The following is a 25,446-nucleotide window of genomic DNA, read 5'->3' on the forward strand; positions in this document are numbered from 1 at the left end:
TAGAAGGCTATTTTCATAGGGGAAAATATGGTATAATAAAAAGATAAGGTAAAGGTAAAAATATGGCTAAATTGATTCCGGGGAAAGTCCGTATCGAAGGCGTTGCCCTTTATGAAACTGGTAAGGTTGACATCATCAAGGAAAAGAATAATCGGCTCTACGCTCGTGTTGCAGAAGAAGAACTGCGCTATAGTTTAGAGGATGATTTGGTTTTTTGTGCCTGCGATTTTTTCCAAAAGAGGGGCTACTGTGTGCATTTGGCAGCGCTGGAGCATTTTCTGAAAAATGATGAGCGTGGTCAGGAAATCTTGCAGAGTCTGGAAGAAGGTCATGAAGAAAAAGAGGCCGTTGAAACTAAGGTGACCTTGGGTGGCAAATTTTTGGACCGAATCTTATCTCCAAAATCAGAACGTGCCTATGAATTATCGGCTGTCGGTCAGGTGGAAGCAGGAACCAATCATATCTTGTGGACGCTGAGAATTGGGCAAATCAATAGCCAAAAATACTATGTCATTCGAGATATTCTACTCTTTTTAAGGATTGTCGAGCAGAGAAAGTCTTATATGATTGGCAAGATTTATGAGGAGTCTCTTTCTTGGGAAGCCTTTGATGAGGCCAGTCAAGAACTTCTGACTTTCTTGCGAGGACTGATGGAGGAAGGACAGGCTCCAGACCTCTTTTTCCAAAACCAAGGTCGGCACCTCTTTTTCCCTCTGACTTTTTTTGAGCAGGGTGTGAATTTACTGATGACCTTGCCCCATTTTCAATTTGACCATCAAGTGGATAGCTATCAGACTCTGCTTTTTCAGGATATGCATGCTGATGCCAATCTCTTTGCCTTTACAGTAACAGTATACTCGGACTATTTTGAAATGGAAATCAGTGAGAGTCCTAGGGTCAATGTTTTTTATCAGGGAGCTGTGCTTTTCCATAAAGGTCAGGTTTATTTTCAAACAGACCAGCAGATGCGTCTTCTCAAGGAAATTAAAGCGCTACCTGTGGATCAACAAGGAAAGAGATACCTGCAATTTGATAGCAGTGACCGCGATAAGTTGGCTTCTTGTCTAACGCTCTTTGGCCAGATGGGGACTGTTTCAGCTCCAGAACGGCTACAAATCAAAACTTTTGCGCCCTCTTTTTACTTTGACAGAGAAGAAGATAATCGGATTCGTTTAGAAATTCAGTTTGATTATGGGGATAGGCAGGTATCAAGCCGACAAGAGCTAGAAGAGTTGCCGTTTTCAAGTGATGCTGACTTAGAAGAAAGAATTTTCCAATTCTGTTTGGTTGCAGGTTTTGAAGCAGACTTTCAATCTTGGCGTCAGGCCCTAAAAGCAGAGTCTGTCTATCATTTCTTCCACGAAATCATTCCAGTCTTTGAAAAACTCGGTCATGTTGACCTATCAGACAAGCTAGAAGAGCTTTATAGCTTAGCGAGTCCTCAAGTGCAGATTGCTTCCAAGGGAGGTCTCTTGGAAATCCAATTTGATTTTCAAGATATTGCCCAAGAGGAAATTGACCAAGCCATGCAGGCCTTGGTTGCCAATCAAGATTTTTATATCGATTCGTCCAATCAAGTCTACTTTTTTGATGAAGAAACCAAGAAAATTCGCCAAAATTTACAGGAATTGGGGCAATTTGAGTTAAAAGATGGCTCCTTACAGGCTCGAAAATCCTTGGCCTACAGTTTAGCCCATCTCTTTGAAGGGCGTGACCGTGTTTCTTTTTCACAAGAATTCCAGAATCTGGCTCATGATTTGACGCATCCAGAGGACTTCCCTCGACAAGCAACTCAGGTTCAGGCTGATTTGCGAGATTATCAGGAAAAGGGAATCGGCTGGCTGCAAATGCTCCATCATTATGGTTTTGGTGGGATTTTGGCTGATGATATGGGATTGGGGAAAACCCTTCAGACCATTGCTTTTTTGACCAGTCAAGTGACAAAAGAAAGTCGGGTCTTGATTTTAGCTCCGTCAGGTTTGATTTACAACTGGGCAGATGAATTTCAGAAGTTTGCCCCCCAGTTGGATGTAGCTGTTGTTCATGGCTTGAAAGCTAGTCGTGAAGAGATTCTTGCTGAGAGCCATCAAATCTATGTGACCAGCTATGCCACTTTCCGTCAGGACAGTGAGCTTTATCAGGGGGTGGCCTTTGACTTTCTTTTCTTAGATGAAGCTCAGGTTATGAAAAATGCCCAGACCAAGATTGCCCAGACCTTGAGACAATTTGTGGTGCCGTCTGTCTTTGCCTTGTCAGGAACTCCGATTGAAAACCATCTGGGTGAGTTGTGGTCTATTTTCCAAATCGTCATGCCAGGACTTTTGCCAAGCAAGAAAGAATTTATGAAATTACCAGCTGAGCGCGTTGCTCAGTTTATCAAGCCTTTCGTGATGAGGCGCAAGAAAGAAGAAGTTCTGACTGAATTACCAGACTTAATCGAAGTGGTTTATAAGAATGAACTGGAAGACCAGCAAAAGGCTATTTACCTAGCCCAGTTGCAACAGATGCGGGACCGTCTGGCTCAAGTATCAGATCAGGAATTTCAGCGAAGTCGTGTGGAAATCTTGTCTGGTCTGATGCGCTTGCGCCAAATCTGTGATACCCCTGCCCTCTTTATGGAAGATTATCAGGGAGCCAGCGGCAAACTGGATAGTCTCCGAGACCTGCTGCTACAGGTGGCAGACGGCGGACACCGTGTCTTGATTTTCTCGCAGTTCAAGGGAATGTTGGAAAAAATTGAACAAGAACTGCCAGACTTGGGCATGACTTCCTTTAAAATTACGGGTTCAACCCCAGCCAAGGAAAGACAAGACATGACCAAGGCCTTTAACCAAGGGGAAAGAGATGCCTTTCTGATTTCCCTCAAGGCTGGTGGTGTCGGACTGAACCTGACAGGTGCTGATACGGTTATCTTGGTTGACCTTTGGTGGAATCCTGCGGTGGAGGCGCAAGCCATTGGCCGTGCCCATCGGATGGGTCAGGAAGAAACGGTTGAGGTTTATCGCTTGGTGACCAAGGGAACTATTGAAGAAAAAATTCAGGAACTCCAAGAACAGAAGAAACATCTGGTGTCACAAGTATTGGATGGCACAGAGTCACGTGGCAGTCTGACCCTAGCAGAAATTAGAGAAATTTTGGGAATTTCTGAAGCCAGCACTTGAAAAATCAAGACAATACGCTATAATGAAGTGTTGAAAGGAAATAGAAAATGAAACAAGAACGATTTCCATTGGTGTCAGATGACGAGGTCATGTTGACTGAAATGCCAGTCATGAACTTGTACGATGAGTCTGATCTGATCAGTAATATCAAGGGTGAGTATCGAGATAAAAATTATTTAGAATGGGCTCCTATTACTGAAGAGGCGCCAGTTAAACCGATTGAAAAGCAAGTCGAGAAACCTAAAAAGGCTCCTTTAGGGGTTAAAAAAGAAGGAAAGAGTTATGCTGAGGTGGCGCGTGAAGAAGCGCGTGCAGACTTGAAAAAGAAACGCTCTGCTAACTATCTAACTCAGGATTTCAGCCGTGCGAGACGTCATTCTAAATCAGGCCTTCTTAGACAGGGCAATCAACCGACCGCGCCTTTCCAAAAGGAAAATCCTGGTGAATTTGTCAAATATAGCCAAAAATTGACCCAGTCTCAGTACATCTTGGCGGAAGAAGTTCATTCTATCCCTACCAAGAATGAAGAAGTGTCAGCACCTGCTCCAAAGAAAAACAACTATGATTTTCTAAAGAAGAGCCAAATCTACAATAAAAAAAGTAAACAAACAGAACAAGAACGTCGGGTTGCCCAAGAGTTGAATCTGACCAGAATTACAGAATAGGGGAGAAAACATGCCAAAGACATATCATTTTATCGGAATTAAGGGATCAGGGATGAGTGCCTTAGCCTTGATGTTGCACCAAATGGGGCATAAGGTACAGGGATCAGATGTTGAAAAGTACTACTTTACTCAACGTGGTCTTGAGCAGGCAGGCATTACCATTCTTCCTTTTGATGAAAAGAACCTAGACGGTGATATGGAAATTATCGCTGGAAATGCCTTTCGTCCAGATAACAACGTCGAAATTGCCTATGCAGACCAAAATGGTATCAGCTACAAACGTTATCATGAATTTCTAGGTAGCTTTATGCGTGACTTTGTCAGCATGGGAGTAGCTGGAGCGCATGGAAAAACTTCAACGACAGGTATGTTGTCTCACGTCTTGTCTCACATCACAGACACCAGCTTTTTGATTGGAGATGGAACAGGTCGTGGTTCGGCCAATGCCAAATATTTTGTCTTTGAGTCTGACGAATATGAGCGTCACTTCATGCCTTACCACCCAGAATACTCTATTATCACCAACATTGACTTTGACCATCCAGACTATTTCACAAGCCTCGAGGATGTTTTCAATGCCTTTAACGACTATGCCAAACAAATTACCAAGGGGCTTTTTGTCTATGGTGAAGATGCAGAATTGCGTAAGATTACGTCTGATGCACCAATTTATTACTATGGTTTTGAAGCAGAAGGTAATGACTTTGTAGCTAGTGAGCTTCTTCGTTCAACAACTGGTTCAATCTTCACCGTTCATTTCCGTGGACAAGACTTGGGGCAATTCCACATTCCAACCTTTGGTCGTCACAATATCATGAATGCGACAGCCGTTATTGGTCTTCTTTACACAGCAGGATTTGATTTGAACTTGGTGCGTGAGCACTTGAAAACATTTGCCGGTGTTAAGCGTCGTTTCACTGAGAAAATTGTCAATGACACAGTGATTATCGATGACTTTGCCCACCATCCAACAGAAATTATTGCGACCTTGGATGCGGCTCGTCAGAAATACCCAAGCAAGGAAATTGTAGCAGTCTTCCAACCGCATACCTTTACCAGAACTATTGCCTTGTTAGATGACTTTGCTCATGCTTTAAACCAAGCGGATGCTGTTTATTTAGCGCAAATCTATGGATCTGCTCGTGAAGTAGACCATGGTGATGTTAAGGTAGAAGACCTAGCTAATAAAATCAACAAGAAACACCAAGTGATTACTGTTGAAAATGTTTCTCCCCTCCTAGACCACGATAATGCTGTCTATGTCTTTATGGGAGCAGGAGATATCCAAACCTATGAGTATTCGTTCGAGCGTCTCTTGTCTAACTTGACAAGCAATGTTCAGTAGGATATTCTTATGGAAATTCCAATTAAGATCATTCAGGCAAGTCAGTCTGATTTAGCTGAGGTAGTGGCACTTCAGGCCACATCTTTTCCAGCTGAAAAGCAGCAACCTTCCCATATCTTAGAAGAAAGTATCCGTAAGTGTGCGGATACCTTTCTTCTAGCTAGGGATGAAAATCAACTTTTAGGCTATATTTTATCAAGTCCCCAGTCAGACAATCCGCAATGTCTAAAAATACATTCTTTAATTATCGAGGCTGACCATCGGAGACAGGGCTTGGGAACACTTCTTCTTGCAGCCTTGAAAGAGGTAGCAGTTGAGCTGGATTACAAAGGGATTCGTTTGAAGAGTCCTGATGAGTTGCTTTCATACTTTGAAATGAACGGTTTTATTGATGAAGAAACTTCCCTTTATGCAACTAGCCAGGGTTTTAGTATGATTTGGTTTAATCCCTTTTATCTGGAGGCACAATGAAAATCAGACAAGCAAGATTAGAAGATTTGGATCGGATTGTTGATATTGAACTAGAAAATTTCTCGATTGAAGAAGCCATTCCTCGCTCTGTTTTTGAAGCACATTTGCGAGAAATTCAGACCTCGTTTCTGGTTGCGGAAAAAGAAGGTAGAATCATGGGTTATATCGAAGGGCCAGTTGCCCCTCACCGCTATCTGCAAGACCAGTCTTTTACAGAAGAGATAGAAGATTATAGTCATGAGCCTGGTGGTTATATCTCTGTGACCTGTCTTTCTATTGCCAAAGAGGCCCAGGGGATAGGACTGGGTCAGCAATTGCTAACAGCCTTGAAAGACCTGGCTCTTGAAGATGAGAGAGAAGGCATTAACCTAACCTGTCATGACTATCTCATCGCCTACTATGAAAAGCATGGATTTGTCAATGAAGGTCTGTCCCAGTCAACCTTTGCAGGGGAAACCTGGTATGATATGGTCTGGGAAACGAAAAAATAAGCCAGGAAAAGTATCATAGGTTGCTTTTCTTGGACTTTTAAGATATAATATTATGGATTGTCAACAAGGAGGAAAAACTTTTGAGTGAAAAGTCAAGAGAAGAAGAGAAATTAAGCTTTAAAGAGCAGATTCTGAGAGATTTAGAAAAAGTAAAAGGCTATGATGAAGTTCTGAAAGAAGATGAGGCAGTAGTTCGCACTCCTGCAAATGAACCTTCAGCTGAAGAACTCATGGCTGATTCCTTGTCAACGGTAGAGGAGATTATGAGAAAAGCTCCTACCGTGCCGACTCACCCAAGTCAAGATGTACCAGCTTCTCCAGCAGCTGAGATTCAAAGAGAAACTCCTGGTGTTCCAAGTCAAGATGCACCTTCTTCTCCAGCGGAAGAAAGTGGTTCAAGACCAGGACCAGGTCCTGTTAGACCTAAGAAACTTGAAAGAGAATACAATGAAACCCCAACAAGGGTAGCTGTTTCCTATAAGACGGCAGAGAAAAAAGCAGAACAAGCAGGTCCAGAAACACCTATGCCTGCTACAGAAACAGTGGATATCATCAGCGATACACCACGTCGTAGCCGTAGAGAAGGAGCAAAACCCGTTAAGCCTAAGAAAGAGAAGAAGTCACATGTGAAAGCCTTTGTGATTTCATTCCTTGTATTCCTTGCCTTGCTCTCAGCAGGTGGTTACTTTGGTTACCAGTATGTTCAGTCATCTTTACAGCCTGTGGATGCTTCATCGAAACAATATGTGACGGTTGGAATTCCAGAAGGTTCAAACGTTCAAGAAATCGGTACGACGCTTGAAAAAGCTGGTTTGGTAAAGCATGGTCTGATTTTTAGCTTTTATGCCAAGTATAAACATTATACCGATTTGAAAGCAGGTTACTACAATTTGCAAAAGAGTATGAGTACAGAAGACTTACTCAAAGAGTTGCAAAAAGGTGGAACAGCTGAACCACAGGAACCTGTCCTTGCGACTTTGACAATTCCAGAAGGTTATACGATTGATCAAATTGCTCAAGCTGTGGGTCAATTGCAAGGTGACTTCAAAGAGCCTTTGACAGCGGAGGCTTTCTTGGCAAAAGTTCAAGATGAGACGTTTATCAGTCAAGAAGTTGCCAAATATCCGAGTCTACTTGAAAGCTTGCCTACAAAAGACAGCGGTGCGCGTTATCGTTTGGAAGGATACCTTTTCCCAGCTACTTATTCTATCAAGGAAAGCACAACTGTTGAGAGCTTGATTGATGAGATGTTAGCAGCTATGGACAAGAACCTATCTCCTTACTATAGTACTATCAAATCTAAAAACTTGACTGTCAATGAGTTGTTGACCATTGCTTCCTTGGTCGAAAAAGAAGGTGCCAAGACAGAAGATCGTAAGCTCATTGCCGGTGTATTCTACAATCGTTTGAATCGTGATATGCCACTTCAAAGTAATATTGCAATCTTGTATGCCCAAGGAAAACTGGGGCAAAATATCAGTCTAGCTGAGGATGTTGCGATTGATACCAACATTGATTCACCTTATAATGTTTATAAAAATGTAGGTCTCATGCCTGGTCCAGTCGACAGTCCAAGTCTGGATGCGATTGAGTCAAGCATCAATCAAACTAAGAGCGATAACCTCTACTTTGTAGCGGATGTCACAGAAGGTAAGGTCTACTATGCTAATAACCAAGAAGACCACGACCGCAATGTCGCTGAACATGTCAACAGCAAATTAAACCAAACAAACTAAAATTATGTGATACTTCACATAATTTTCTTTCGAAAATATCATCAGAAGAAAGTTGAGAAAAATGGCAGAAAAAACATATCCTATGACCCTTGAGGAAAAGGAAAAACTTGAAAAAGAATTAGAAGAATTGAAATTGGTCCGCCGTCCAGAAGTGGTAGAACGCATTAAGATTGCCCGTTCATACGGTGACCTTTCAGAAAACAGTGAGTACGAAGCAGCTAAGGATGAACAAGCCTTTGTTGAAGGACAAATCTCTAGCTTGGAAACAAAAATCCGCTATGCTGAAATCGTCAATAGCGACGCAGTTGCCCAAGACGAAGTAGCGATTGGTAAAACAGTCACCATACAAGAAATTGGTGAGGATGAAGAAGAAGTTTATATTATCGTAGGTTCAGCTGGTGCGGATGCCTTTGCAGGTAAGGTTTCAAATGAAAGCCCAATTGGACAAGCCTTGATTGGCAAGAAAACAGGTGATACAGCAACCATTGAAACACCTGTTGGTAGCTATGATGTAAAAATCTTGAAGGTTGAAAAAACAGCCTAAAAACAGAAAAAAGGAGTGGGGAGGCTGTGCGCTTCACTCACTCCTTTTTCCATTTTAAATTGAATTGGAGACGATATGAGTTCAAAGAAGAAAAAAAATAAGATGGAGCGTGGTCTAACCAATCGTCACGTGCAGGTTATGGCCATTGCGGGAACAATCGGAACAGGACTCTTTCTGGGAGCGGGTCGCTCTATCAGCCTAACAGGTCCTTCCATTGTACTGATTTATATGATTACTGGGGCTTTCATGTTCCTCATGATGCGTGCTGTTGGTGAAATGCTTTACCAAGACCCTGAGCAACATACCTTTATCAACTTTATCACACGCCATTTGGGTAAGGGCTGGGGCTATTTCTCGGTTTGGTCTTACTGGCTATCTGTTGTCTTTATCGGTATGGCGGAAATCACTGCTATCGCACATTATGTGCAATTTTGGTTCCCAACTTGGCCGAGTTGGATGATTGAGATTGGATTTTTGACCATTCTAGCCTTGGTCAACCTAATCGCGGTGAAGTTCTTTGGAGAAGTTGAGTTTTGGTTTGCTATGGTTAAGATTGTGGCTATTTTAGCCATGATTGCAACAGGAGTCTTTATGGTCTTGACAGGCTTTAAGACACCCCATGGAGTAGCAAGTTTGGCCAATATTGCTGACAATTTCTCCCTCTTCCCAAATGGTGGAGTGAACTTTGTCATGGCCTTCCAGATGGTTTTCTTTGCCTACCTCATGATTGAGTTTATCGGGGTAACGACTTCAGAAACAAAAAATCCACGTCAGGTCTTGCCAAAAGCCGTTAAGGAAATTCCTTTGCGTATCGCCTTTTTCTACGGTGGTGCCCTCTTAGCCATCATGGCTATCATTCCGTGGCGTGAGCTTGCTTCTGCGGATTCTCCTTTTGTAACAGTATTTGAATTGGCCGGTATCAAGTGGGCGGCAGCCTTGATTAACTTCGTCGTTTTGACCTCAGCAGCATCTGCTCTTAACTCAACCCTTTATTCAACAGGTCGTCATTTGTATCAGATTGCCCATGATTCACCAAATCGTTTCCTAAAAGCAATTAAGGCAGATACTCTCTCTCGCCACAATGTGCCACAAAATGCCATCATCGCTTCAGCGGTTTTGATTGCCCTAGCAGCCTTTATCAATGTCTTGCCAGGTGTTTCCGATGCCTTTGCCTTGATTACGGCATCGTCGTCAGGTGTCTATATCGCTATCTATATCTTGATTATGGTGGCCCACCTTAAATACCGCAAGTCACAGGACTTTATGGCGGATGGCTACCTCATGCCACATTATCGTTTCCTAAATCCTTTAACCATGCTCTTCTTTGCCTTTGTTTTTGTAACACTCTTTTTACAAGAATCTACATTTGTAGGAGCAATCGGTTCAGCTATCTGGATTATCGGTTTCGGGATTTACAGCCAGTGGAAATTTAGAAAATAGATTTGAAACTCATCAACTCAGGTTGGTGAGTTTTTCTAGTTTGACAGTCTATTGAAATAAGGCTATAATCAAGCTGTAACAGTGTTTGAGGAGGTTTAGATGTACTTTAGATTGGAAAACAAGGAGTCTCAGAAAGCACAAGAAATTGGGAATTTGATTCGTACTTATAATCGTTCAAAAAGAGAAGAAGCTGAAAGTGAGCTACTTAATCTTTATGTTGAAGATGAAAAGGGCAATCTCCTGGCAGGTTTGATAGCAGAGACTTTTGGAAATTGGCTAGAAATCGAGTATTTATTTGTAAAAGAGGAACTGCGAGGGCAAGGAATCGGTTCAAAACTATTGCAGCAGGCAGAAACTGAAGCTAAGAATCGAAACTGTCGTTTTGCTTTTGTTAATACTTACCAGTTTCAGGCGCCAGATTTTTATCAGAAACATGGCTACAAGGAAGTCTTTGCTTTGCAAGACTATCCCTACACAGGAAAAAGATTTTATTATCAAAAAGATTTGTAAGGAGAATATGAAAGGATAAGGCAAAGAGGGGTTCTTGACATAAGTATGAAGGGGATTCTCGATAAATACCAGTTAAATCCTACACATTGTGTCTTTCTAGGTGATATTGAGGACAATACAATCGCAGCTGAGAAATTGGGAATCAAGTCCTATCAGGTTAAGAAAAGAAGCGATGCCGTCGATATTTTGAAATCCTATATTTAAACTTAACACTCTCTATCTTTTTAAATTGACCTTAATCCGAGATTCCCCTCTCGGATTTTGTGTTGCTTTCATTAAATTTACAGGTAAGACTTGCTAGCTTCAGTAAATATACACAAGTTTTTCAGAATAGAGTGAAATCCGAAAGAAAATAGAAGTAATTTTCATTAAACGCTTCCAATGTGCAAAAAAAGTTGACAAATTTAAATTTTAGGACTACACTAAGTAAGTAAATTTTATTTTAAAGGAGAATTCGTTATGAATTTAACATTTTTAGGCTTATGTATTGCCTGTATGGGCGTATCTGTCGGTGAAGGTTTATTGATGAATGGACTGTTTAAATCAGTAGCACGCCAACCAGATATGCTTTCTGAGTTTCGTAGTTTGATGTTTTTAGGTGTTGCCTTTATTGAAGGAACTTTCTTTGTAACTCTTGTCTTCTCATTTATTATCAAATAAATACATGGAACGAGAAGAAAAGGGAGGATTTTAGATGGAAGAAAGTATTAATCCAATCATCTCTATTGGTCCTGTTATCTTCAATCTGACTATGTTAGCCATGACCTTGTTGATTGTGGGAGTTATTTTTGTCTTTATTTATTGGGCAAGCCGCAATATGACCTTGAAACCCAAAGGAAAGCAAAATGTACTTGAGTATGTCTATGACTTTGTTATTGGATTTACAGAACCTAACATTGGTTCGCGCTACATGAAAGATTACTCACTCTTTTTCCTTTGTTTATTTCTTTTCATGGTGATTGCCAATAACCTTGGCTTAATGACAAAGCTTCAAACGATCGATGGGACTAACTGGTGGAGTTCGCCAACCGCTAATTTACAGTATGACTTAACCTTATCTTTTCTTGTCATTTTGTTGACACATATAGAAAGCGTTCGTCGTCGTGGATTTAAAAAAAGTATAAAATCTTTTATGAGTCCTGTTTTTGTCATACCGATGAATATCTTGGAAGAATTTACAAACTTCTTATCTTTGGCTTTGCGGATTTTTGGGAATATCTTTGCAGGAGAGGTCATGACGAGTTTGTTACTTCTTCTTTCCCACCAAGCTATTTATTGGTATCCAGTAGCCTTTGGAGCTAATTTGGCTTGGACTGCATTTTCTGTCTTTATTTCCTGCATCCAAGCTTATGTCTTTACTCTTTTGACATCTGTGTATTTAGGGAATAAGATTAATATTGAAGAGGAATAGAAAGGAGTAACTGATGCACGTAACAGTAGGTGAATTGATTGGTAATTTTATTTTAATCACTGGCTCTTTTATTCTTTTGCTAGTCTTGATTAAAAAATTTGCATGGTCTAATATTACAGGCATTTTCGAAGAAAGAGCTGAAAAAATTGCTACTGATATTGACAGTGCTGAAGAAGCCCGTCAAAAAGCAGAAGTATTGGCTCAAAAACGCGAAGATGAATTGGCTGGTAGCCGTAAAGAAGCCAAGGCAATCATTGAGAATGCGAAAGCAACAGCTGAGAAAAGTAAGGCTAGTATTTTAGTAGATGCTAAACTAGAAGCAGGACGCTTAAAAGAAAAAGCAAACCAAGAAATTGCTCAAAACAAAGCTGAAGCTTTACAAAGCGTTAAGGGTGAGGTAGCAGATTTGACCATCAGCCTAGCTGGTAAAATCATCTCACAAAACCTTGACGGTCATGCCCATAAAGAACTCATTGATCAGTATATCGATCAGCTAGGAGAAGCTTAATGGACAAGAAAACAGTAAAGGTAATTGAAAAATACAGCATGCCTTTTGTCCAATTGGTACTTGAAAAAGGAGAAGAAGACCGTATCTTTTCAGACTTGACTCAAATCAAGCAAGTTGCTGAAGAAACAGGTCTGCCTTCTTTTTTAAAACAAGTGGCAGTAGACGAGTCGGATAAGGAAAAAATAATTGCTTTTTTCCAAGACTCTGTGTCACCTTTATTACAAAACTTTATCCAGGTTCTGGCCTACAATCACAGAGTAAATCTTTTTTATGATGTGCTTGTAGATTGCTTGGACCGACTTGAAAAAGAAACAAATCGATTTGAAGTGACGATTACTGCTGCTCATCCTCTAACTGATGAACAAAAGAGTCGTTTGCTCCCTTTGATTGAGAAGAAAATGTCTCTGAAAGTAAGGAGTGTAAACGAACAAATCGATGAAAGTCTCATTGGTGGTTTTGTCATTTTTGCCAATCACAAGACAATTGATGTGAGTATTAAACAACAACTTAAAGTTGTTAAAGAAAATTTGAAATAGAAAGTGGTGTTCTTTTGGCAATTAACGCACAAGAAATCAGCGCTTTAATTAAGCAACAAATTGAAAATTTCAAACCCAATTTTGATGTGACTGAAACAGGTGTTGTAACCTATATCGGGGACGGTATCGCGCGTGCTCACGGCCTTGAAAATGCCATGAGTGGAGAGTTGTTGATCTTTGAAAACGGCTCTTATGGTATGGCTCAAAACTTGGAGTCAACAGACGTTGGTATTATCATCCTAGGTGACTTTACAGATATCCGTGAAGGCGATACAATCCGCCGTACAGGGAAAATCATGGAAGTTCCAGTAGGTGAAAGTCTGATTGGTCGTGTTGTGGATCCACTTGGTCGTCCAGTTGACGGTCTTGGAGAAATCCACACTGATAAAACTCGTCCAGTAGAAGCACCAGCTCCTGGTGTTATGCAACGTAAGTCTGTATCAGAACCATTGCAAACTGGTTTGAAAGCTATTGACGCCCTTGTACCGATTGGTCGTGGTCAACGTGAGTTGATTATCGGTGACCGTCAGACAGGGAAAACAACCATTGCGATTGATACAATCTTGAACCAAAAAGGTCAAGATATGATCTGTATCTACGTAGCGATTGGACAAAAAGAATCAACAGTTCGTACGCAAGTAGAAACACTTCGTCAGTACGGTGCCTTGGACTACACAATCGTTGTGACAGCCTCTGCTTCACAACCATCTCCATTGCTCTTCCTAGCTCCTTATGCTGGGGTTGCCATGGCGGAAGAATTTATGTACCAAGGCAAGCATGTTTTGATTGTTTATGATGATTTATCAAAACAAGCGGTAGCTTATCGTGAACTGTCACTCTTGCTTCGTCGTCCTCCAGGTCGTGAAGCCTTCCCAGGGGATGTTTTCTACCTTCACAGCCGTTTGCTTGAGCGCTCAGCTAAAGTTTCTGATGAACTTGGTGGTGGATCAATTACAGCCCTACCATTTATCGAGACACAAGCGGGAGATATCTCTGCCTATATCGCAACCAACGTGATTTCAATCACTGATGGACAAATCTTCCTTGGTGATGGTCTTTTCAATGCGGGTATTCGTCCAGCCATTGATGCGGGTTCATCTGTATCTCGTGTAGGTGGTTCTGCGCAAATCAAAGCCATGAAGAAGGTTGCTGGTACACTTCGTATCGACCTTGCTTCATACCGTGAGTTGGAAGCCTTCACTAAGTTTGGTTCTGACTTGGACGCAGCAACACAGGCTAAGTTGAACCGTGGACGTCGTACAGTTGAAGTCTTGAAACAACCTGTTCACAAACCATTGCCTGTTGAGAAACAAGTAACCATTCTTTATGCTTTGACACATGGTTTCTTGGATACTGTTCCAGTAGATGATATTGTTCGTTTCGAGGAAGAGTTCCATGCCTTCTTTGACGCTCAACATCCAGAGATTTTGGAAACCATTCGTGATACAAAAGACTTGCCAGAAGAAGCAGTCTTGGATGCTGCGATTACAGAGTTTCTCAATCAATCTAGCTTCCAATAAGAATAGAGGTGTCAGATGGCAGTATCTCTAAATGATATTAAAACAAAAATCGCCTCAACAAAAAATACGAGTCAAATCACTAATGCCATGCAAATGGTATCAGCTGCTAAGCTAGGTCGCTCTGAAGAAGCTGCTCGCAACTTTCAAGTTTACGCTCAGAAGGTTCGCAAACTTTTGACAGATATTCTTCATGGGAATGGAGCTGGTGGTTCAACTAATCCCATGTTGATTAGCCGTCCTGTGAAGAAGACAGCCTATATCGTCATCACTTCAGATCGCGGTTTGGTTGGAGGGTATAATTCCTCTATTCTAAAAGCCGTTATGGAGTTGAAGGAAGAATACCATCCAGACGGTAAAGGTTTTGAAATGATCTGTATTGGTGGAATGGGAGCTGATTTCTTTAAGGCTCGTGGTATTCAACCACTTTATGAACTACGTGGCTTGGCAGACCAACCTAGCTTTGATCAAGTTCGTAAGATTATTTCAAAAACTGTTGAAATGTACCAAAATGAACTCTTTGATGAGCTTTATGTTTGCTACAACCACCATGTCAATACGCTAACCAGTCAAATGCGTGTGGAACAAATGCTTCCGATTGTTGACTTGGATCCAAATGAAGCGGATGAAGAGTATAGCTTGACTTTTGAATTGGAAACCAGCCGAGAAGAAATTTTGGAGCAGTTGTTGCCTCAGTTTGCAGAAAGTATGATTTACGGGGCTATTATCGATGCCAAGACAGCTGAAAATGCTGCTGGTATGACAGCCATGCAAACAGCGACAGATAATGCTAAGAAAGTCATCAATGATTTGACAATTCAGTATAACCGTGCCAGACAGGCGGCGATTACACAAGAAATTACAGAAATCGTAGCAGGAGCTAGTGCCTTAGAATAGGCTTTAGTCCAGCTCGTATGAAAATGAACTTAGGACCTAGTTGAGCTAGGAACCGACAGTATCTTATATAGAATAGGAGAAGGAGATGAGTTCAGGTAAAATTGCTCAGGTTATCGGTCCCGTTGTAGACGTCTTGTTTGCAGCAGGGGAAAAACTTCCTGAGATTAACAATGCACTTGTCGTCTACAAAAATGACGAAAGAAAAACAAAAATCGTCCTTGAAGTAGCCTTAGAGTTGGGAGATGGTATGGTCCGTACTATCGCCATGGAATCAACAGATGGTTTGACTCGTGGAATGGAAGTATTGGACACAGGTCGTCCAATCTCTGTACCAGTAGGTAAAGAAACTTTGGGACGTGTCTTCAACGTTTTGGGAGATACCATTGACTTGGAAGCTCCTTTTACAGAAGATGCAGAGCGCCAGCCAATTCATAAAAAAGCTCCAACTTTTGATGAGTTGTCTACCTCTTCTGAAATCCTTGAAACAGGGATCAAGGTTATCGACCTTCTTGCCCCTTACCTTAAAGGTGGTAAAGTTGGACTCTTCGGTGGTGCCGGAGTTGGTAAAACCGTCTTAATCCAAGAATTGATTCACAACATTGCCCAAGAACACGGTGGTATTTCAGTATTTACCGGTGTTGGGGAACGTACTCGTGAGGGGAACGACCTTTACTGGGAAATGAAAGAATCAGGCGTTATCGAGAAAACAGCTATGGTATTTGGTCAGATGAATGAGCCACCAGGAGCACGTATGCGTGTTGCCCTTACTGGTTTGACAATCGCTGAATACTTCCGTGATGTGGAAGGCCAAGATGTGCTTCTTTTTATCGATAATATCTTCCGTTTCACTCAGGCTGGTTCAGAAGTATCTGCCCTTTTGGGTCGTATGCCATCAGCCGTTGGTTACCAACCAACACTTGCTACAGAAATGGGTCAATTGCAAGAACGTATCACATCAACTAAGAAGGGGTCTGTAACCTCTATCCAGGCTATCTATGTGCCAGCGGATGACTATACTGACCCAGCGCCAGCAACAGCCTTCGCTCACTTGGATTCAACAACAAACTTGGAACGTAAGTTGGTACAATTGGGTATCTACCCAGCCGTTGACCCACTTGCTTCAAGTTCACGTGCCTTGGCACCTGAAATCGTTGGAGAAGAGCACTATGCAGTTGCTGCTGAAGTAAAACGTGTCCTTCAACGTTACCATGAATTGCAAGATATCATTGCTATTCTAGGTATGGATGAGCTTTCTGATGAAGAAAAGACCTTGGTTGCACGTGCCCGTCGTATCCAGTTCTTCTTGTCACAAAACTTCAACGTTGCGGAACAATTTACTGGCCAGCCAGGTTCATATGTTCCAGTTGCTGAAACTGTACGTGGCTTTAAGGAAATCCTTGATGGTAAATATGACCACTTGCCAGAAGATGCCTTCCGTGGTGTAGGTTCTATCGAAGATGTGATTGCAAAAGCTGAAAAAATGGGATTTTAAGAGGTGATCTATGGCTCAGTTAACTGTCCAGATCGTGACACCAGATGGTCTCGTCTATGATCACCATGCCAGCTATGTATCGGTTCGAACTCTGGATGGTGAGATGGGGATCTTGCCACGACATGAAAATATGATTGCGGTTTTAGCAGTTGATGAAGTAAAGGTGAAACGTATTGATGACGAAGATCACGTGAACTGGATTGCAGTAAACGGCGGTGTTATTGAAATTGCCAATGATATGATTACAATCGTCGCTGACTCTGCAGAACGTGCTCGTGATATCGATATCAGTCGTGCAGAACGTGCCAAACTTCGTGCAGAACGTGCAATTGAAGAAGCACAAGACAAACACTTGATTGACCAAGAACGTCGTGCGAAGATTGCACTGCAACGTGCCATTAACCGTATTAATGTCGGAAATAGACTATAATACTCTTCGAAAATCAAATTCAAACCACGTCAACGTCGCCTTGCCGTACTCAAGTACAGCCTGCGGCTAGTTTCCTAGTTTGCTCTTTGATTTTCATTAACTATAAGAAAAAATGAACTTGAAAATTCCAAGTTCATTTTTTATATGTTTTCTTAAGGAGCAAAACGGATGCAGACTGCTTCGGGAACATGGAAGTCGTTGGAGAGTTCTGCTAGACGACCATTGTCACAATTACGTTTAAAGACAGTTGCATTGTCAGAGTCTTGGTGGACAGCAATGAGAAATTTTTGGTCTGGTGTCAAATCAAAATCACGTGGGGTCTGACCATGTGTTGGAACGATTTCTAGCAATTCTAAGCTACCGTCCGCAAGGATGGTATATACTGCGATAGAATCATGACCACGGTTAGAAGCGTAGAGGTATTTACCGTCTTTAGAGAGACGAATAGCAGCGGTTCCATTAAAGCCTTTGTAAGCTTCTGGTAAAGTTGAAATCACTTGCATGCGTTCAAATTCACCAACGCCATCGTAGATTAGAACTTCAATAGTGCTATTGAGTTCACAAATGAGATAAGCGATTTTATAGTGGTTATGGAAAACGATATGACGAGAACCAGCTCCAGGAATACTATTGTAGGTATAGAGTTTAGATAATTTCCCTTCTTGATCAAGGCCATAGGTGATAACTTGGTCAGTTCCTAAGTCGCAGGTCACTAGATAGTGGTCAGGTGTTAAGTCTGTAAAGTGAACGTGGGGAGATGCTTGATTCTCATGTGGACCTTGGCCACTGTGTTGATCTACATCACTAAGTAAAAGACTCCCATCCTCCTGACGTTTATAAACAAGAACTTGTCCTTTGTGGTAGTTGGCTGCATAGACCAAATTACGCTTTTCATCAACGGCAACATAACAGTGGGGGGCTCCCTCCTCAACGACGTGATTTAATAAAGTCCCGTCAGTTTGATAGGCTGCAATGCCCCCCTTGTCATCTTGACTACCAACGGTGTATAGGTGTTGGTGCTGGTCAAAGGCAAGGTAGGTTGGACTTGGCTCAGCTGCAAAAAGTTCTAGGTTTGAAAGCAGACCAGTTTCTGTATCAAAGTCAGCCTTGTAAATCCCTTGGGAAGTCCGACGTGTATAAGTTCCAAAATAAACAGTTTCTTTCATAACGTTACCTCTATATAAAGATAAGACTATTATATCACAAAAACAAGCCAATTAAAGACATCCAATTAGATGTAAGCACTTTAAAAAAATAATTGATTGGTTTTTTGAAAAATATAATAATATTGAGATTGTTTTCCTTACTTTTCTTCTTAAAAGTGCTATAATGAACTCATAAAATGTTTAAAGGAGTCCTTACTATGAAAAAACGAGTTTTTCTAGCAGCTGGTGTAGCTATACTCTCGGCGGCTATGCTAGCAGCGTGTTCAACAGGTGGTAAAGATGCTACTAAACCTGTTACCTATACCTATGTCTTCTCTACAGACCCTACGACTCTGGATTATACAGTTTCTGGAACTGCTAGCACCAAACAAATTACAGGTAATGTTATTGATGGTCTACTTGAAAATGACCAATATGGGAATCTGATTCCATCAGTTGCAGAAGATTGGACTGTTTCAAAGGATGGTTTGACCTATACCTATAAAATCCGTCAGGGTGTCAAATGGTATACCAATGAAGGCGAAGAATATGGTGAAGTCAAAGCTCAGGACTTTGTAACTGGTCTGAAGCACGCAGCTGATAAGAAATCACAGGCTCTTTATCTGGTTCAAGACTCAGTTCAAGGTTTGGACGATTATGTCAATGGGAAAACAACAGATTTCTCTACTGTTGGTGTAAAAGCAACAGATGATTATACGGTTGTTTACACTTTGAACCATCCAGAATCTTTCTGGAATTCCAAGACAACAATGGGCGTTCTTGCCCCAATTAGCGAGGACTTTTTGGCTTCTAAAGGAGAAGACTTTGGGAAGGCGACTGATGTAACAAGCATTCTTTATAATGGTGCTTACCTCCTCAAGGGATTGACATCTAAATCTTCCATTGAGATGACCAAAAATCAAAACTATTGGGATAAGCAAAATGTCTTTATTGATGATATTAAATTGTCTTTCTTTGATGGTCAGGATGCCGATTCTCTTGGACGTGGCTTTGATGAAGGACATTATCCAGCGGCGCCTCTCTTTAAAAATTCTGCCAACTATGAGCGTCTAAAAGAAAAGTACAAGGATAATATTGTGTATGGGCCACAAAGAGGCGGAACTTTCTATATCTCAACTAATATCGATCGTGTAGCTTATAACCATACTGCTAAAACAAGTGATGCGGAAAAATCATCCACTAAAAAGGCTTTGTTGAATAAAGATTTCCGTCAATCCTTGGCTTTCGCTGCAGATCGTACCGCTGCAGTATCTCAAGTATTTGGGGACGAAGTGGCACCTCGTAAATTACGTACAAGTTTTACCCCTCCAACATTTGTCCAAGTTGGAGAGCAGTCGTTTGGGCAAGTAGCTAAGGAAGAACTGGATAAGTTGGATAGCGCTTGGAAAGATGTCAGTCTTGATGATGCCCAGGATTCACTTCATAATGTAGACAAGGCTAAAGCTAAATTTGAAGTTGCTAAGAAAACACTTCAAGCCGATGGAGTACAGTTCCCCGTTCATTTAGACCTTCCAGTTTCCTCTACTCAGACAGATTTTATTCGTCAAGCCCAATCTTATAAACAATCCATTGAGGAAGCCTTAGGCTCTGAAAATATAGTGATTGACATTCAACAAGTTTCTGATGATGAATTGGGAAATATGACAGTATTTGCAACATCGACTAACAATACTGATTGGGATATCAATGTAAATAGTGGTTGGAGTCCGGATTATGCAGACCCATCAACCTATTTAGATGTATTTGATCCAACATCTGGCCCAACTCTTCTAGGAGCACTTGGTGTAGCACCAGGTACAGATAATCCGGCAATCAAATCTGTTGGTTTAGATAAGTTTAAAGAGTTAATTACGGATGCTAGTGGTGAGAAAATAGATCTGCAAAAACGTTATTCTAAATATGCTAAAGCTCAAGCTTGGTTAACAGATAGTGCCTTGGTTATTCCTGTATACTCAGATGGTGCCCAAATGCTAATAACGAAGAAAGTTCCAGGTAGCGGTGCAGATGGTTGGGTAGGTGATAAGACAAGTGAACACAGCTACAAGTACCAAAAATTACAAGACAAGATTGTAACGTCTAAAGAAATGGATGAGTTCCGTAAGAAATTTGCTGATGAAAAAGCCAAATCAAATGCTGATTATCAGAAGAACTTAGACCGTCATATTCAAGAATAATTGAATCTCCTCTTTTGAGGAGATTTTTTATGTCGCTGTCTCCATGTAATACTCAATGAAAATCAAAGAGCAAACTAGGAAGCTAGCCGCAGGCTGTACTTGAGTACGGCAAGGCGAAGCTGACGTGGTTTGAATTTGATTTTCGAAGAGTATAAGCACTTAAAAAAAGAGTTATTTTACTTCAAAAATGGTATAATGAGAGAACGATAGAAAGGAAGTATTTATGGAGCAAAAAGAGAAACATTTTAGCCTATCTTGGTTTTTTAAGTGGTTTTTAGATAACAAGGCCATTACGGTATTTTTAGTAACCTTATTATTGGGACTGAATCTTTTTATTTTAAGTAAGATTAGTTTTCTATTTTCACCTGTTTTGGACTTTTTAGCGGTTGTGATGTTGCCAGTCATTCTGTCTGGTTTGTTATATTATTTGTTGAATCCTATTGTTGATTGGATGGAGAAGCATAAGGTTAATCGTGTTATAGCTATCACGATTGTCTTTGTCATCATCGCTCTCTTTATCATTTGGGGCTTGGCAGTTGCCATTCCAAATCTGCAACGTCAGGTTTTGACCTTTGCAAGAAACGTTCCTGTTTACTTAGAAGATATAGATAGGATTGTTAATGGATTGGTAGCCCAGCACCTGCCAGATGATTTCAGACCTCAGTTAGAGCAGGTTTTGACAAACTTCTCTAGCCAGGCTACAGTTTGGGCAAGTAAGGTTTCATCTCAGGCAGTCAACTGGGTGAGTGCCTTTATTAGCGGGGCATCTCAAGTGATTGTTGCCTTGATTATCGTTCCTTTCATGCTCTTTTATCTCTTACGTGATGGGAAAGGCTTGCGTAACTATTTGACCCAATTCATGCCAAGAAAATTGAAAGAACCTGTTGGACAAGTTTTGTCAGATGTGAATCAACAGTTGTCCAACTATGTTCGAGGGCAAGTGACAGTGGCTATTATTGTAGCAGTAATGTTTATCATCTTCTTCAAGATTATTGGTCTACGCTATGCGGTTACGCTGGGTGTTACTGCTGGTATTTTAAATCTGGTTCCTTATCTTGGTAGCTTTCTAGCCATGCTTCCTGCCCTAGTATTGGGCTTGATTGCTGGTCCAGTCATGCTTTTGAAAGTAGTGATCGTCTTTATCGTAGAACAAACTATTGAAGGCCGTTTTGTCTCTCCATTGATTTTGGGAAGTCAATTAAACATCCATCCCATTAATGTTCTCTTTGTCTTGTTAACTTCAGGATCTATGTTTGGTATCTGGGGAGTTTTACTTGGTATTCCGGTTTATGCCTCTGCTAAGGTTGTCATTTCAGCCATTTTCGAATGGTATAAGGTAGTCAGTGGTCTATATGAATTAGAGGGCGAGGAAGTCAAAAGTGAACAATAGTCAACAGATGTTACAGGCTTTGGAGGAGCAAGATTTAACCAAGGCAGAGCACTATTTCGCCAAAGCTTTAGAAAATGATACAAGTGAGCTTTTGTATGAGTTAGCTACTTATCTTGAAGGAATTGGTTTCTATCCTCAGGCCAAGGAAATTTACCTGAAAATCGTAGAGGATTTCCCAGAGCTTCATCTTAATCTAGCAGCAATCGCTAGCGAGGATGGTCAAATAGAAGAAGCTTTTGCTTACCTAGAGGAAATCCAAGCTGACAGTGACTGGTATGTCTCGTCTTTGCTTCTTAAGGCAGATCTTTACCAGATGGAAGGTTTGACAGATGTGGCGCGTGAGAAATTATTGGAGGCCTTGACTTACTCAGAAGATCCTCTCTTGATATTGGGCTTGGCAGAGTTGGATAGTGAGTTGGAAAATTACCAAGAGGCCATTCAAGGCTATGCCCAGTTAGATAATCGCTCGATTTATGAGCAAACGGGCATTTCCACCTATCAACGAATTGGCTTTGCCTATGCCCAGTTAGGGAAATTTGAAACGGCCACAGAGTTTTTAGAAAAAGCTCTGGAGTTAGAATACGATGACCTAACAGCTTTTGAGTTAGCCAGCCTTTACTTTGATCAAGAAGAATACCAAAAAGCTGTCCTCTACTTTAAGCAACTTGATACCATTTCTCCTGACTTTGAAGGCTATGAGTATGGTTATAGTCAGGCCTTGCATAAGGAACATCAAGTTCAAGAAGCCCTGCGTATCGCTAAGCAAGGCTTGGAGAAAAATCCCTTTGAAACTCGTCTCTTACTGGCTGCTTCACAATTTTCTTATGAATTGCATGATGCTAGTGGTGCAGAAAATTATCTCCTTACTGCTAAAGAAGATGCTGAGGATACGGAAGAAATCTTACTCCGTCTAGCTACTATTTATCTAGAACAGGAACGTTATGAGGATATTATAGACTTGCAGAGTGAGGAGCCAGAAAATCTCTTGACCAAGTGGATGATTGCTCGTTCCTATCAAGAAATGGACGATTTGGATACTGCCTATGAGCATTACCAAGAGTTGGCAGGAGATTTGAAGGATAATCCAGAGTTTCTGGAACACTATATCTATCTCTTGCGTGAATTGGGACATTTTGAAGAAGCCAAAGTCCATGCTCACGCTTACTTAAAACTGGTTCCAGATGATGTGCAAATGCAAGAACTGTTTGAGAGATTGTAAGAATGTTTAAACATATAGAACTGTAGTTTATCTCTTTTGATAGCTACGGTTTTTATTTGTATATGATAGAATTTTTTTGCAAAAATGGTTGGTTATTTTGTTTATTCATGCTATAATAGGAACAATTACTTTTAGGAGGTGCAGTATGTCTTATTTATTTGAGATATTACCGAGTTTATTGAGCGGTACAAGCATGACTTTACAAGTCTTTGTGCTGGTCTTGATTTTTTCTATTCCCTTGGGCGTTTTGATTGCCTTTGCCTTGCAAGTCCATTGGAAGCCCCTCCATCATCTGATTAACATTTACATCTGGGTTATGCGGGGAACCCCCTTACTCTTGCAACTGATTTTTATTTATTATGTGCTCCCAAGTATTGGGATTCGTTTGGATCGCCTTCCTGCAGCTATTATTGCCTTTGTTCTCAACTATGCGGCTTACTTTGCAGAAATTTTCCGTGGGGGAATTGATACTATTCCAAGAGGCCAGTATGAGGCTGCCAAGGTCTTGAAGTTTAGCCCTTTTGACACAGTGCGATATATTATCTTGCCCCAAGTGACCAAAATCGTTCTTCCTAGTGTCTTTAATGAAGTTATGAGTTTGGTCAAGGATACTTCTCTGGTCTATGCTCTCGGAATTTCAGACCTCATCTTGGCTAGTCGAACAGCTGCCAACCGTGACGCCAGTCTAGTTCCTATGTTCTTGGCAGGTGCCATTTACTTGATTTTAATTGGGATTGTGACAATTATTTCCAAAAAAGTTGAGAAGAAGTACAGTTATTATAGATAGGAGGCTGCCATGTTAGAATTACGAAATATCAATAAGAAATTTGGAGACAAACAAATCCTGTCTGATTTCAGTCTAAATATTCCTGAAAAGCAAATCCTGGCTATCGTTGGACCTTCTGGTGGAGGTAAGACAACTCTTTTACGTATGCTTGCGGGTCTTGAAACTATTGATTCAGGGCAAATCTTTTATAATGGAGAGTCCTTAGAGCTGGATGAATTGCAGAAGCGAAACCTACTGGGATTTGTATTCCAAGATTTTCAACTGTTCCCTCATTTATCAGTTCTGAACAATTTGACCTTATCGCCTGTGAAGACCATGGGAATGAAGCAGGAGGAGGCTGAGAAGAAGGCGCGTGGTCTCTTGGAACAATTAGGACTAGGAGGACACGCAGATGCCTATCCATTTTCATTATCTGGTGGGCAAAAGCAGCGGGTGGCTTTGGCGCGTGCTATGATGATTGACCCAGAAATCATAGGATACGATGAACCAACTTCTGCCCTGGATCCAGAATTACGCTTGGAAGTGGAAAAACTAATCTTGCAAAATAGGGAACTTGGGATGACCCAGATTGTGGTAACCCACGATTTGCAGTTTGCTGAAAATATCGCAGATGTATTATTGAAAGTAGAACCTAAATAGGAGGAAAAATGGATGAAAAAATGGATGCTTGTATTAGTCAGTCTGATGACTGCTTTGTTCTTAGTAGCTTGTGGGAAAAATACTAGCGAAACTAGTGGAGATAATTGGTCAAAGTACCAGTCTAACAAGTCTATTACTATTGGATTTGATAGTACTTTTGTTCCAATGGGATTTGCTCAGAAAGATGGTTCTTATGCAGGATTTGATATTGATTTAGCTACAGCTGTTTTTGAAAAATACGGAATTACGGTAAACTGGCAACCGATTGATTGGGATTTGAAAGAAGCTGAATTGACAAAAGGAACGATTGATCTGATTTGGAATGGTTATTCCGCTACAGATGAACGTCGTGAAAAGGTAGCATTCAGTAACTCATATATGAAGAATGAGCAGGTATTGGTTACCAAGAAATCATCTGGTATCACGACTGCAAAGGATATGGCTGGAAAGACATTAGGAACTCAAGCTGGTTCATCTGGTTATGCGGACTTTGAAGCAAATCCAGCGATTTTAAAGGATATTGTCGCTAATAAGGAAGCGAATCAATACCAAACCTTTAATGAAGCCTTGATTGATTTGAAAAATGATCGAATTGACGGTCTATTGATTGACCGTGTCTATGCAAACTATTATTTAGAAGCAGAAGGTGTTTTAAACGATTATAATGTCTTTACAGTTGGACTAGAAACAGAAGCTTTTGCGGTTGGAGCCCGTAAGGAAGATACAACTCTGGTTAAGAAGATAAATGAAGCTTTTTCTAGTCTTTACAAGGACGGTAAATTCCAAGAAATCAGCCAAAAATGGTTTGGAGAAGATGTAGCAACCAAAGAAGTAAAAGAAGGACAGTAAGATAAAATAGTGGCTGAGACTGCGTTTTGATTAGCAAAACGTAGTTTTTTTGTAATCTAGGAAAACGA

Annotated in this window: 25 protein-coding genes; 24 read left to right on the plus strand and 1 reads right to left on the minus strand. The window is 41.0% G+C overall.

Features of this window, described 5'->3' with window-relative positions; genetic code table 11:
• Nucleotides 1–62: 62 nt before the first annotated feature.
• The 18 genes from HT679_RS06115 to HT679_RS06200 all read left to right on the plus strand — a co-directional run bounded on the left by HT679_RS06115 (nt 63) and on the right by HT679_RS06200 (nt 17,154).
• Nucleotides 63–3,161, plus strand: a complete 3,099-nt coding sequence (locus HT679_RS06115; protein ID WP_173213533.1) for a DEAD/DEAH box helicase — start codon at nt 63–65, stop codon at nt 3,159–3,161.
• Nucleotides 3,162–3,208: 47 nt separating this feature from the next.
• Entirely contained in the window at nt 3,209–3,826 is a 618-nt protein-coding gene (locus HT679_RS06120) for a hypothetical protein (RefSeq protein ID WP_054378751.1), read from the plus strand.
• 10 nt (nt 3,827–3,836) lie between these two features.
• Nucleotides 3,837–5,171: a UDP-N-acetylmuramate--L-alanine ligase gene (murC, locus tag HT679_RS06125; RefSeq protein WP_061714413.1), complete on the plus strand. Its 1,335-nt coding sequence runs from the start codon at nt 3,837–3,839 to the stop codon at nt 5,169–5,171.
• A gap of 9 nt (nt 5,172–5,180) precedes the next feature.
• Nucleotides 5,181–5,642 carry a GNAT family N-acetyltransferase gene (locus HT679_RS06130; protein WP_173213535.1) on the plus strand — a complete coding sequence of 154 codons (462 nt, stop codon included), beginning with the start codon at nt 5,181–5,183 and terminating at the stop codon, nt 5,640–5,642.
• Entirely contained in the window at nt 5,639–6,133 is a 495-nt protein-coding gene (locus HT679_RS06135) for a GNAT family N-acetyltransferase (protein ID WP_173213537.1), read from the plus strand. Before HT679_RS06130 ends, HT679_RS06135 begins: the two co-directional genes overlap by 4 nt.
• A gap of 80 nt (nt 6,134–6,213) precedes the next feature.
• Entirely contained in the window at nt 6,214–7,869 is a 1,656-nt protein-coding gene (gene mltG / locus HT679_RS06140; protein ID WP_173213539.1) for an endolytic transglycosylase MltG, read from the plus strand.
• 61 nt (nt 7,870–7,930) lie between these two features.
• Nucleotides 7,931–8,413 (plus strand): transcription elongation factor GreA, encoded by a 483-nt coding sequence (greA, locus tag HT679_RS06145; protein ID WP_000818760.1) that lies wholly within the window; start codon nt 7,931–7,933, stop codon nt 8,411–8,413.
• Nucleotides 8,414–8,488: 75 nt separating this feature from the next.
• A complete protein-coding gene (locus HT679_RS06150) occupies nt 8,489–9,853 on the plus strand; it encodes an amino acid permease (protein WP_173213541.1) in 1,365 nt (454 codons plus the stop codon).
• Between the two features lie 99 nt (nt 9,854–9,952).
• Complete coding sequence (locus HT679_RS06155; RefSeq protein WP_173213543.1) at nt 9,953–10,363, plus strand: GNAT family N-acetyltransferase; 411 nt, start codon at nt 9,953–9,955, stop codon at nt 10,361–10,363.
• 45 nt (nt 10,364–10,408) lie between these two features.
• The gene (locus HT679_RS06160) at nt 10,409–10,567 is read left to right on the plus strand and encodes a hypothetical protein (RefSeq protein WP_173213545.1); all 159 of its coding nucleotides are present in this window, start codon (nt 10,409–10,411) and stop codon (nt 10,565–10,567) included.
• Between the two features lie 255 nt (nt 10,568–10,822).
• Nucleotides 10,823–11,023, plus strand: a complete 201-nt coding sequence (locus tag HT679_RS06165) for a F0F1 ATP synthase subunit C (RefSeq protein ID WP_001054562.1) — start codon at nt 10,823–10,825, stop codon at nt 11,021–11,023.
• Between the two features lie 34 nt (nt 11,024–11,057).
• Nucleotides 11,058–11,774 (plus strand): F0F1 ATP synthase subunit A, encoded by a 717-nt coding sequence (atpB, locus tag HT679_RS06170; RefSeq protein ID WP_000392851.1) that lies wholly within the window; start codon nt 11,058–11,060, stop codon nt 11,772–11,774.
• Nucleotides 11,775–11,787: 13 nt separating this feature from the next.
• On the plus strand, nt 11,788–12,282 hold the full coding sequence (gene atpF / locus HT679_RS06175; RefSeq protein WP_112444247.1) for a F0F1 ATP synthase subunit B: 495 nt from the start codon (nt 11,788–11,790) through the stop codon (nt 12,280–12,282).
• Nucleotides 12,282–12,818, plus strand: coding sequence for a F0F1 ATP synthase subunit delta (locus HT679_RS06180; protein WP_173213547.1), 537 nt, complete (start codon nt 12,282–12,284; stop codon nt 12,816–12,818). The genes atpF and HT679_RS06180 overlap by 1 nt, the downstream gene beginning before the upstream one ends.
• Nucleotides 12,819–12,832: 14 nt before the next feature.
• Nucleotides 12,833–14,338 carry a F0F1 ATP synthase subunit alpha gene (gene atpA / locus HT679_RS06185; protein WP_023942963.1) on the plus strand — a complete coding sequence of 502 codons (1,506 nt, stop codon included), beginning with the start codon at nt 12,833–12,835 and terminating at the stop codon, nt 14,336–14,338.
• A 15-nt stretch (nt 14,339–14,353) separates the two neighbouring features.
• Nucleotides 14,354–15,232 carry a F0F1 ATP synthase subunit gamma gene (locus HT679_RS06190; RefSeq protein WP_173213549.1) on the plus strand — a complete coding sequence of 293 codons (879 nt, stop codon included), beginning with the start codon at nt 14,354–14,356 and terminating at the stop codon, nt 15,230–15,232.
• An 85-nt stretch (nt 15,233–15,317) separates the two neighbouring features.
• On the plus strand, nt 15,318–16,724 hold the full coding sequence (atpD, locus tag HT679_RS06195; RefSeq protein WP_000094360.1) for a F0F1 ATP synthase subunit beta: 1,407 nt from the start codon (nt 15,318–15,320) through the stop codon (nt 16,722–16,724).
• 10 nt (nt 16,725–16,734) lie between these two features.
• Nucleotides 16,735–17,154, plus strand: coding sequence for a F0F1 ATP synthase subunit epsilon (locus tag HT679_RS06200; protein WP_000068041.1), 420 nt, complete (start codon nt 16,735–16,737; stop codon nt 17,152–17,154).
• Nucleotides 17,155–17,306: 152 nt separating this feature from the next.
• Here HT679_RS06200 and HT679_RS06205 read toward each other — a convergent pair whose 3' ends face one another.
• On the minus strand, nt 17,307–18,320 hold the full coding sequence (locus tag HT679_RS06205; RefSeq protein WP_173213551.1) for a lactonase family protein: 1,014 nt from the start codon (nt 18,318–18,320) through the stop codon (nt 17,307–17,309).
• 197 nt (nt 18,321–18,517) lie between these two features.
• Between HT679_RS06205 and HT679_RS06210 the strand changes: the two genes are divergently transcribed.
• The 6 genes from HT679_RS06210 to HT679_RS06235 all read left to right on the plus strand — a co-directional run bounded on the left by HT679_RS06210 (nt 18,518) and on the right by HT679_RS06235 (nt 25,378).
• Entirely contained in the window at nt 18,518–20,494 is a 1,977-nt protein-coding gene (locus HT679_RS06210) for a peptide ABC transporter substrate-binding protein (protein ID WP_173213553.1), read from the plus strand.
• Between the two features lie 223 nt (nt 20,495–20,717).
• Nucleotides 20,718–21,884 carry an AI-2E family transporter gene (locus tag HT679_RS06215; RefSeq protein WP_138703945.1) on the plus strand — a complete coding sequence of 389 codons (1,167 nt, stop codon included), beginning with the start codon at nt 20,718–20,720 and terminating at the stop codon, nt 21,882–21,884.
• Nucleotides 21,874–23,103, plus strand: coding sequence for a tetratricopeptide repeat protein (locus HT679_RS06220; protein ID WP_173213555.1), 1,230 nt, complete (start codon nt 21,874–21,876; stop codon nt 23,101–23,103). The genes HT679_RS06215 and HT679_RS06220 overlap by 11 nt, the downstream gene beginning before the upstream one ends.
• A 145-nt stretch (nt 23,104–23,248) precedes the next feature.
• Nucleotides 23,249–23,890, plus strand: coding sequence for an amino acid ABC transporter permease (locus HT679_RS06225; RefSeq protein ID WP_173213557.1), 642 nt, complete (start codon nt 23,249–23,251; stop codon nt 23,888–23,890).
• Between the two features lie 9 nt (nt 23,891–23,899).
• Nucleotides 23,900–24,529 carry an amino acid ABC transporter ATP-binding protein gene (locus HT679_RS06230; RefSeq protein ID WP_173213559.1) on the plus strand — a complete coding sequence of 210 codons (630 nt, stop codon included), beginning with the start codon at nt 23,900–23,902 and terminating at the stop codon, nt 24,527–24,529.
• A 12-nt stretch (nt 24,530–24,541) separates the two neighbouring features.
• A complete protein-coding gene (locus HT679_RS06235) occupies nt 24,542–25,378 on the plus strand; it encodes an amino acid ABC transporter substrate-binding protein (RefSeq protein WP_173213561.1) in 837 nt (278 codons plus the stop codon).
• The last annotated feature ends 68 nt before the right edge of the window (nt 25,379–25,446 follow it).

It is taken from the genome of Streptococcus sp. 4886 (assembly GCF_013276485.1).
Taxonomy (GTDB): Bacteria; Bacillota; Bacilli; order Lactobacillales; family Streptococcaceae; genus Streptococcus.

Coding starts and splice junctions, on each gene's coding strand:
- HT679_RS06210 (WP_173213553.1), top strand. CDS start 18,518: ATGAAAAAACGAGTTTTTCTAGCAGCTGGTGTAGCTATACTCTCGGCG.
- HT679_RS06180 (WP_173213547.1), top strand. CDS start 12,282: ATGGACAAGAAAACAGTAAAGGTAATTGAAAAATACAGCATGCCTTTT.
- HT679_RS06115 (WP_173213533.1), top strand. CDS start 63: ATGGCTAAATTGATTCCGGGGAAAGTCCGTATCGAAGGCGTTGCCCTT.
- HT679_RS06135 (WP_173213537.1), top strand. CDS start 5,639: ATGAAAATCAGACAAGCAAGATTAGAAGATTTGGATCGGATTGTTGAT.
- HT679_RS06120 (WP_054378751.1), top strand. CDS start 3,209: ATGAAACAAGAACGATTTCCATTGGTGTCAGATGACGAGGTCATGTTG.
- atpF (WP_112444247.1), top strand. CDS start 11,788: ATGCACGTAACAGTAGGTGAATTGATTGGTAATTTTATTTTAATCACT.
- HT679_RS06230 (WP_173213559.1), top strand. CDS start 23,900: ATGTTAGAATTACGAAATATCAATAAGAAATTTGGAGACAAACAAATC.
- HT679_RS06235 (WP_173213561.1), top strand. CDS start 24,542: ATGAAAAAATGGATGCTTGTATTAGTCAGTCTGATGACTGCTTTGTTC.
- HT679_RS06190 (WP_173213549.1), top strand. CDS start 14,354: ATGGCAGTATCTCTAAATGATATTAAAACAAAAATCGCCTCAACAAAA.
- greA (WP_000818760.1), top strand. CDS start 7,931: ATGGCAGAAAAAACATATCCTATGACCCTTGAGGAAAAGGAAAAACTT.
- HT679_RS06205 (WP_173213551.1), bottom strand. CDS start 18,320: ATGAAAGAAACTGTTTATTTTGGAACTTATACACGTCGGACTTCCCAA.
- HT679_RS06150 (WP_173213541.1), top strand. CDS start 8,489: ATGAGTTCAAAGAAGAAAAAAAATAAGATGGAGCGTGGTCTAACCAAT.
- HT679_RS06165 (WP_001054562.1), top strand. CDS start 10,823: ATGAATTTAACATTTTTAGGCTTATGTATTGCCTGTATGGGCGTATCT.
- HT679_RS06225 (WP_173213557.1), top strand. CDS start 23,249: ATGTCTTATTTATTTGAGATATTACCGAGTTTATTGAGCGGTACAAGC.
- HT679_RS06130 (WP_173213535.1), top strand. CDS start 5,181: ATGGAAATTCCAATTAAGATCATTCAGGCAAGTCAGTCTGATTTAGCT.
- HT679_RS06155 (WP_173213543.1), top strand. CDS start 9,953: ATGTACTTTAGATTGGAAAACAAGGAGTCTCAGAAAGCACAAGAAATT.
- atpB (WP_000392851.1), top strand. CDS start 11,058: ATGGAAGAAAGTATTAATCCAATCATCTCTATTGGTCCTGTTATCTTC.
- murC (WP_061714413.1), top strand. CDS start 3,837: ATGCCAAAGACATATCATTTTATCGGAATTAAGGGATCAGGGATGAGT.
- HT679_RS06160 (WP_173213545.1), top strand. CDS start 10,409: ATGAAGGGGATTCTCGATAAATACCAGTTAAATCCTACACATTGTGTC.
- atpD (WP_000094360.1), top strand. CDS start 15,318: ATGAGTTCAGGTAAAATTGCTCAGGTTATCGGTCCCGTTGTAGACGTC.
- HT679_RS06215 (WP_138703945.1), top strand. CDS start 20,718: ATGGAGCAAAAAGAGAAACATTTTAGCCTATCTTGGTTTTTTAAGTGG.
- HT679_RS06200 (WP_000068041.1), top strand. CDS start 16,735: ATGGCTCAGTTAACTGTCCAGATCGTGACACCAGATGGTCTCGTCTAT.